Raw genomic sequence first — 8,206 nt, forward strand, 5'->3', positions numbered from 1 at the left:
ATTTCATGTCTTCATTTTATGAAACTTCGGACTCCATGAAAATAAGCATACCTCAGTTTTGAATAAGGCAAGATTCAGCGAACAAAAAATCCACCCAAATCTTTTTCTCGCGGTTCAATTATTCGTAAATATGGTCATTATTTTTCCTAAAAAGTAATATTTAACTCCAGTTTTAAGAAATTGATATCATTCCCACCGGCGTTATTAATAACCTTTCCAGCAAAAAAGTGACTGTAACTCAGATCCAGTGCCACGTAGTGGTTTAGCTGGTAATCAATGCTGATTGAAGGCGCATGTGCTACAAAATGACCATCTACTGAAGCGGTACCAAGTAAAGGAATCAACCCGCCCACATACACCGCATCATTTTTTTCCACTCGCCAGAAAAAATTCCAGTTAAATGTCATGGACAGCTGATTGAACGGATAAAACGAAATTTCCGGTTTAATATTATAAAAATTCTGCGGTGCAAGTACTGCAGCTTCTTCAAAATACGTTAGATTTGGATACAATGGATTAAAGGTGTTCAGTTTTCCATTATCGGGGTTTTTATCGCCGCTTGCTATATTGGCGTTGAATGCTACGCGCGGCGACCATGTGATTTGGTTAAATGTATAACCGGTCACACTGGCAGCCGTCCACGCGCTGATATCCGCATCACCGAAGTCGCCAAACTGATAGATCAATTCATAATTCCAATCCCATCCATTTCGCTTGCCGAATAAATGTGTGCCGATCGAATGACGTGTCTCGTTGGCTGTATTCTGCGTATATACAGCCCCTTTGCGATAAAGGCCGAGATAATAGACGCTTGCTTTAGTAAAATTGATATCCTTTGTAGCATAAATACCCCAAAGTATTTCATCATCGTTGATGCCGTTATTAAACGCTCCCTTCTTTACTTTCACCTCATTCATACCAAACAAACGTAAATCTACATCGGATATTTTCGTATCAAAACGAATTCCGTTAAAGGCGCGGCGCACGTTTGGGCCATTTCGAACACTAACCAACCGGGTTGAGCCAAGATCCATTTCCTGCCTACCTACACGCCATTGCGAACCGGCGTACCTCAAATCGAAGAACGCCTGCGTCACATCGGCATCATCTCTGTCAAATGGACCAGGACGCAAGCCGTTTCTTTCGACCAGATGGCTGCCAAGCTCAGCAAAAAATCGAAAACGGTCGGTTACATGCAAATCCGCATGCAGTAAAACCCGGTGCAGAAACAAGTGGCCATCGGAAACACCAAGCAAACCAAAACGATCATTATCATACATATTGGATCTTTCTCTCAGTGACCCACCGAAAGAAACATAAACATCCTCGCGCAAAGGCGCATATTTGAAACGGTTGTACCAGTCGCGATCGCTTTTTTTTGCCAGATAAGCATAATCTTCGTTCCAGCGATACAAATTAAAACCGGGTTCCTTCGCATAAGCGGGAAACGTCAGAAAAATAGCCAACGCTATGACAAACATTTTTTTCATCATTGATCGTTGTAAGCGCCTGTCTTTTATCTACTGCGTTTTCGAGCCTTTAAGGTCACTTTTTCCAGATGGATATGCCGCGATAAGGTGTCGCACTTCGGGGGCACTTCTCTTTTGATGAAAAACAAGTACGGCTTCCTGCAATGCTTTGTCGGCATGGGTCACCCGCTCATGGTGGCGCATATGTTCAACCCAACTTTCCTCGGTAAAGTGTTCGACAAAACATCCTTGACCTTCGACATCTTCGTATACGCCCCAGTTATACCCACCATCCCTTTGACGTGCTGCTTTCAAACGATAAATTGCTTGCAGAAATGCTTCTCGGTCTCTTTCTACCACATTGTACTTGATCTGAATGATAACGGGCCCGGCGTCGTGAACCACCTTCTCATGAATAACAGGCTCTGGCCAGTGCAACGATGGTGTGAAATCAAGATACTGACCCTGCTGTAATTTCAAGCGGTATGAAAAAGCGATAAACACAATTGCCCCCGCAGCTGCGGCGAGCAATGCGTGCATAATTGAAGTGATTTCGGCGAGCCAACCCCAGAAGGCTGCCCCTAGACTCATGCTGCCAAAAAAAACCATCAAGAACACCGCCAAGCCGCGCCCTCGCACCCAGTCTGGCAAGGACTGTTGGGCGGATACATTGACAGTCGCGAGTACCATTATCCAACCGACACCAAAGATAAAACCTGCCAGTACAGCCAGCTCCTGATCATTTCCGATTGCAAAGTAACCGGCCATCAGCGCAGTACCAGTACTGCCTATAGCCACCAACTGGTTTGCATTCAATCTGATTTTAAATCTGGGCAAAAGAAAAGCACCTGTAATTGCCCCAACCCCGACCGCGCCCATCAGTAGTCCAAAAAAAGCAGCATCTCCACTTAATTGATCTTTAGAAATAATTGGCAACAGCCCCCAGACTGCGTTGGCAAAGAACATAAAACCCATGACATGCCACATCGTATGCTTAAGCGGGCGACTGTGCCATGCATAACGTACGCCTGCTCTCATTGCAGAAACAACACGCTCCGGCGGAAGCGCAAGATTGGCAGCCGGAGTTTGATATTTCCACCACAGCAACACCGTAATGATTATGATGAACGAAATAGCGTTGGCGACAAAGGGCAATGCCATGCCGTAAGCACCAATCAAAACGCCGGCCAGCGCCGGACCAATGGCACGACTGAGATTGATGCTAATACCACCGAGTGTAATAGCTTGAGGTAAATCTTCTTTTGGCACCATTCCCGGAATTATTGCTTGCCAGGCAGGTGCCATAAAAGCTGCTCCGGTACCAAGCAAAAAAGCGAAAAGCAGCAACAATTCTGCAGTCACCAGTTCGACCCATACCAGTATCGCAAAAATTAATGCTGCGGCAAGCATGAATAAATTTGTCAACAACAATAAAGTGCGGCGATTAAAAATATCTGCCAATGCCCCGGCTGGCAGAGCAAACAGAAATACCGGCAAAGTAGTTGCAGTCTGCACCAGTGACACGGTCAGTGGAGTCGGTGACAGACTGGTCATCAACCAACTCGCACCCACCGAATGCATCCATGTACCGATATTGGAAATCAGCGCGGCTAGCCACATGATCGTAAACGTTCGGTGCTTGAAGGGGCTTAGAGCTGATTCGTGTGTATTGTGCATTGCTTAGAATCTATCGAAACAACTTGTCCCGCCATTATTACGTTATGCATCTTAAATAATATATTATTTAATAAATACAAACACCTAATAATAAACTAGATGATTATTATCATAATATTAACGCTGATTGAGCTGCCGGCTAAACAGCAAAACATGAACAACCCACCGCGCCCCAGAAAGCATTTTTTACAGTATCGTCTATAGGAATCGGGTTGTTCCATGCGATATCGTGATGATGACCATGAATGCTGCATGCATTGGCACAACAATCACCGGATGCGATTTTGTTATTTACCGCCGTACCTGCACCGGTCTGTTGCAGTCCGTAATAGCCGCCAAACTCATTCACTGGAGACCAGTCTGGCATAGCTGGTGGTAAAGTTGGATTAAAATCGGAAAATTCATCTGTAGCGTGAACGATATTACCGCCCATTATGGTCATCACCGCATACAGATGTTTGATTTTTTCATCTGGCACCGCCATGAAATCGTCTGATAATACTGCGAGATCGGCGTACTCATCGGCCTGTAACGCACCCTTGACATGGTCTTCTCCGGAAAACCAGCTGGATCCCTTTGTCCAGAGATACAACGCAGTCTCACGATCCAAGCAGTTGGCTTCATCATACATCTCAAGTCCACCCACTGTTTTTCCTGTAACCATCCAGTAAAGCGATACCCAAGGATTGTAGCTCGCCACACGAGTGGCATCCGTACCACCACCAACCGGAACCCCCATATCGAGCATTTTTCGGATCGGAGGCGTATGCTGGACAGCATCGGCACCATAGCGATCAACAAAATATTCACCCTGAAATGCCATACGGTGTTGTACCGCAATCCCGCCACCTAATGCTTTAATGCGCTCGATATTCTTTTCAGTCACGGTTTCGGCATGATCAATAAAGAAACGCAAGCCGTTAAAAGGCATGTCACGATTTACGCGTTCAAACACATTCAAGAAACGACCGATCGTTTCATCATAGGTCGCATGAATACGGAACGGCCAACGGTTCTCCACCAGAATGCGAACAATATCTTCAAGTTCCTTCTCCATCACCGGTGCTAGAGTAGGATATGGCTCAAGAAAATTCTCAAAATCAGCTGCAGACCATGTCAGGTTTTCTCCTGCGCCGTTCAAGCGCAGTAAGTCATCACCTTGCTCTGGCTTTGTCATGCCCGTCCAGCGTTTGTAATCCTCCAGTTCTTCACCCTTCTTTTGAGCGAACAGATTATAAGCAACGCGTACTGTCATATCGCCATTGTCATGCAGTTTCTGAATGACTTTGTAATCGTCAGGATAGTTTTGTCCGCCACCGCCGGCATCAATTACCGAAGTAATTCCCAATCTATTCATTTCGCGCATAAAATGGCGGGAGGAATTATATTGATATTCTTCAGGTAGAGACGGTCCTTTGGCCAATGTGGAATACAGAATCAGCGCTGATGGCTGAGCGACCAGCAAACCTGACGGATTACCTTGGCGATCTTTTTCAATGAATCCACCCGGCGGATTCGGTGTATTTTTATCGATACCGAGTACTCTGATGGCGGCCTGGTTCAACAATGCCCGACCATAGAGATGTAGCACAAACACCGGTGTGTCCGGCGCTGCCTTGTTGATTTCTGTCAGTGTGGGCATACGGCGTTCTTTGAACTGGAACTCGCTCCAGCCTCCAACCACTCGCACCCATTGTGGCGCAGGTGTGCGCTCGGCCTGTTTTTTTAGCATTTCCAACGCCAGAGCGATAGAAGGCACGCCTTCCCAGCGTAGCTCCAGATTGTAATATAAGCCGCCGCGAATCAAATGCATATGCGAGTCATTCAATCCCGGAATTACCCGGCGTTTGTTGAGATCAATAATCCGCGTTTCTTTTCTAGCAAATTTCATAATATCGCTATCACTACCGGTCGCTAGTACTTTACCGTCTGCTAGTCCAATCGCCGTAACTACACTGCTTTTTTTGCTCAGTGTAGTAATTTTACCGTTTTTTAAAATTAAATTGGGTGCAATGTCCTTAGCCATGATCATTCCTCCTGAGAGTGGAATAATTTGATTTCAAAGCGATTCCGGAATCAACCAATGCTGCTTTTTGTTTACGTTAATCTTCTACGCGCTTTCTGGATGACTCTGTTGTCACAGCTATCCTTTTCTGTATCTGACGCAGCTTTCTTTGTGTACGGAAAAAAATCATCAATAAACAATTAGTGCTTCCGACCATGTGATTATCTTTGATTCATGATATTTAATGACGTGTTACTTATTTCTTGCTCATGGCGAAATAACTTGTCATCAGATTGCGGTAATTTGGAATGTAACTGGAGAATAAGGCGCCCAAGCCTTCAACATCATTGCGCCAGTCGCGATGCAGTTCGCAAGCCACGCCAAACCAACTCATCATCTGCGCACCAGCAGACTGCATTCGCAACCAAGCCGCATCACGGGTCACTTCATTGAATGTTCCAGAAGCATCGGTAACTACGAAAACCTCAAACCCTTCTTCAATGGCAGACAATGCTGGAAAAGCAACGCACACCTCAGTAACTACGCCGGCAATAATGAGTTGTTTGCGACCGGTTTTTTTGATGGCATTGACAAAATCTTCGTTATCCCAGGCATTGATATTGCCTGGACGAGCAACATACGGCGCATCGGGGAACATTTCCTTTATTTCCGGAACCAGCGGGCCGTTCGGTCCATCCTCGAAGCTTGTTGTCAGAATTGTCGGCAACTTGAAATATTTGCCGCAGGCTGTTAAGGCCAGTACATTATTTTTAAATTCATTGGGTGAGAAATCCTGCACCAGCGAGATCAGGCCCGCCTGGTGATCCACCAGCAATAAGACAGCGTCGTCTTTAGAAAGACGATTGTATTTATAATTTTTTTCCATTTTTAGGCTCCTTGCATTCGTCGATAAATTTAAACTGTAAAAAATAACGGAATTTACTTTTTTCCTTTCTGTACTGCCTGAGCTTTGTCGTAGCTTTCGATTAATAATCTATAGTGCGGCATAGCAAAATCTGCAAAAAGATTGGCAAAATCCGGCGCCTCTTCTCGATTCCAGGTTTTCATTAGTTCCGACATTATTGCAAGCGTATCAATCGGTATTACACCTGCTTGCGTAATTCGAGCAATAGTTAGGTCTGTGCCCATCTGGCTCCAGTTTCCTGAAGCATCGACAACTGCATACACCTTGTATCCCGCAGCCACCGCACTGATGGAAGGAAAGGCCATGCATACGCTCGTGAGTGTTCCCGCTATAATAAGCGTTTTGCGTCCTATTGCCTCAACAGCCTTAACAAAATCAGGGCTATCCCAGACATTGATTTCACCATTGCGCCCGACATATTGCGCATGTGGAGCAACTTGGTGTATTTCCGGAATTAACGGGCCGTTCGGTCCATCAGGAACCGAGGCAGAAGTTATGACCGGAATTTTTAACAGTGTGGCCGTTTTAGCGAGCGCAATAGCGTTACGGCGCAAGTCTGGCACAGGCATATCCTTAACCAATTGGAATAATCCACTCTGGTGGTCGATTAGCAGCATAGTGGTTTCGTTGGGATTAATGTCGCTCATAATATTCTCCTTTAGTTTTAATGTAATACAATAATCCATGAAATAAAATTTTCAGAAACATTCTTGATAAGGCATTAACATAAAATATACTTGGGGTCACAAACGCGAGGCTACTTAAGATGCTAGGTGCCCCATTTTTCCGCTTTGATAATCGGCCTTAGCTTGGCGGATTTCATCTTCTGTATTCATGACAAACGGGCCACTACCAACAATCGATTCTTCTATTGGTTCACCACTCAATAACAGTAACGTTGTGTCTTGTGTGGTGTTGATACCAATGTGATCGCCTACCGGATCAAATATGGCGACTTCTGCTGCACCAATCGTTTCTGAATGATTAATCTGCACAGAGCCTTTCAATACTGCCAAAATCGTGTTGTAGCCTTCGGGGACAGTAAGATCAATCGTTTGTTGGCGAGACAAACGTATATCCCAGATATGAATCGGTGTAAACGTCTGAGCTGGTCCCCTCAACCCATCGAATTCACCTGCAATGACGCGTACCTTTCCCTGATCACCAGGGAGTTTCGCGACAGGAATCTGGTCATTTAAAATGTTCTGATAGCGTGGCGGTGACATTTTATCTTTGGCCGGCAAATTAACCCATAGTTGCACCATTTCAAATAATCCGCCTCGCTGCGCAAAATCCCTACCATGAAATTCTTCATGAACAATACCAGAAGCAGCGGTCATCCACTGCACATCCCCAGGGCCTATCTTTCCGCCTCCGCCAGAGCTGTCGCGATGTTCCACTTCGCCACTATAAACAATGGTCACTGTTTCAAAACCACGATGGGGATGTTCACCGACACCCAAACGTTGGGTTGTCGGCGGAAACTCAATCGGACCTGCATAATCAAATAGCAAAAAAGGGCTAATGGATGCTCCAAACTTCGGATAACTAAACAGGGAGCGAACAGGAAAGCCGTCCCCAACCCAATGCTGGCTATTATTACGCAGAATATGCTGGAGCTTCTTGGCAAATGATTGAGGTTTGGTTGCAAGCATTGGATATCTCCTTTCTAATATCTAACGATTTAAATAAAGAATGTCAATTTCATCAATTAATTCTTGATGTCCAGATGTTCATATTTTGATCCAGTGCGCTAAGATTACACTTTCCACTATAAATTGAGAACCCATGTTTCTTCGAATTTGGTGTTCGGAAATACAGAACAATGCAACATCGATTAGATGATATTCTAGCTTTTCTACATGCTATGGAAACTGGCAGCATAAGTGCTGCTGCACAACGCATGGGTTTGTCAAAGTCGGTTATTAGTAAGCGGATTAGCGATCTTGAGGCTGCCTTGAAAGTCGAGTTGCTGCACCGCTCCAAACGAGGTGTAATCGGGACGGATAAGGGCATAGCATTTTATCAACGCGCTCACTCCATTATGCAGCAACTTGACCAGGCATCAGAGGCGCTAGAGCTATAGTCAAATCTGGTGTATGAGAATCAAGCGACCTGCTGTTTTTGATC

7 protein-coding genes are annotated in these 8,206 nt (G+C 45.2%); 1 reads left to right on the forward strand and 6 read right to left on the reverse strand.

Annotated features, from left to right (window positions below; all coding sequences use genetic code 11):
- Positions 1 to 146: 146 nt before the first annotated feature.
- The 6 genes from QZV86_RS12815 to QZV86_RS12840 form a co-directional block, all read right to left on the reverse strand.
- The gene (locus QZV86_RS12815; protein WP_295628861.1) at positions 147 to 1,493 is read right to left on the reverse strand and encodes an alginate export family protein; all 1,347 of its coding nucleotides are present in this window, start codon (positions 1,491 to 1,493) and stop codon (positions 147 to 149) included.
- Between the two features lie 27 nt (positions 1,494 to 1,520).
- A complete protein-coding gene (locus QZV86_RS12820; RefSeq protein ID WP_295628864.1) occupies positions 1,521 to 3,146 on the reverse strand; it encodes an MFS transporter in 1,626 nt (541 codons plus the stop codon).
- Positions 3,147 to 3,285: 139 nt separating this feature from the next.
- Positions 3,286 to 5,172, reverse strand: a complete 1,887-nt coding sequence (locus QZV86_RS12825; protein ID WP_295628867.1) for an amidohydrolase — start codon at positions 5,170 to 5,172, stop codon at positions 3,286 to 3,288.
- 235 nt (positions 5,173 to 5,407) lie between these two features.
- Positions 5,408 to 6,037: an isochorismate family cysteine hydrolase YcaC gene (ycaC, locus tag QZV86_RS12830; protein ID WP_295628870.1), complete on the reverse strand. Its 630-nt coding sequence runs from the start codon at positions 6,035 to 6,037 to the stop codon at positions 5,408 to 5,410.
- A 53-nt stretch (positions 6,038 to 6,090) separates the two neighbouring features.
- Positions 6,091 to 6,723 carry an isochorismatase family protein gene (locus QZV86_RS12835; protein WP_295628873.1) on the reverse strand — a complete coding sequence of 211 codons (633 nt, stop codon included), beginning with the start codon at positions 6,721 to 6,723 and terminating at the stop codon, positions 6,091 to 6,093.
- 114 nt (positions 6,724 to 6,837) lie between these two features.
- Positions 6,838 to 7,731 (reverse strand): pirin family protein, encoded by an 894-nt coding sequence (locus QZV86_RS12840; protein ID WP_295628875.1) that lies wholly within the window; start codon positions 7,729 to 7,731, stop codon positions 6,838 to 6,840.
- Between the two features lie 170 nt (positions 7,732 to 7,901).
- Between QZV86_RS12840 and QZV86_RS12845 the strand changes: the two genes are divergently transcribed.
- Positions 7,902 to 8,162, forward strand: coding sequence for a LysR family transcriptional regulator (locus QZV86_RS12845; RefSeq protein ID WP_295628878.1), 261 nt, complete (start codon positions 7,902 to 7,904; stop codon positions 8,160 to 8,162).
- Positions 8,163 to 8,206: the final 44 nt, after the last annotated feature.

It is taken from the genome of uncultured Nitrosomonas sp. (genome assembly GCF_902826915.1).
Classification (GTDB): domain Bacteria; phylum Pseudomonadota; class Gammaproteobacteria; order Burkholderiales; family Nitrosomonadaceae; genus Nitrosomonas.

What these genes read in the sequence shown, in the direction of transcription:
- QZV86_RS12845 (WP_295628878.1), top strand. Translation starts at nt 7,902, where the DNA reads ATGCAACATCGATTAGATGATATTCTAGCTTTTCTACATGCTATGGAA.
- QZV86_RS12835 (WP_295628873.1), bottom strand. Translation starts at nt 6,723, where the DNA reads ATGAGCGACATTAATCCCAACGAAACCACTATGCTGCTAATCGACCAC.
- QZV86_RS12840 (WP_295628875.1), bottom strand. Translation starts at nt 7,731, where the DNA reads ATGCTTGCAACCAAACCTCAATCATTTGCCAAGAAGCTCCAGCATATT.
- QZV86_RS12820 (WP_295628864.1), bottom strand. Translation starts at nt 3,146, where the DNA reads ATGCACAATACACACGAATCAGCTCTAAGCCCCTTCAAGCACCGAACG.
- QZV86_RS12825 (WP_295628867.1), bottom strand. Translation starts at nt 5,172, where the DNA reads ATGGCTAAGGACATTGCACCCAATTTAATTTTAAAAAACGGTAAAATT.
- QZV86_RS12815 (WP_295628861.1), bottom strand. Translation starts at nt 1,493, where the DNA reads ATGATGAAAAAAATGTTTGTCATAGCGTTGGCTATTTTTCTGACGTTT.
- ycaC (WP_295628870.1), bottom strand. Translation starts at nt 6,037, where the DNA reads ATGGAAAAAAATTATAAATACAATCGTCTTTCTAAAGACGACGCTGTC.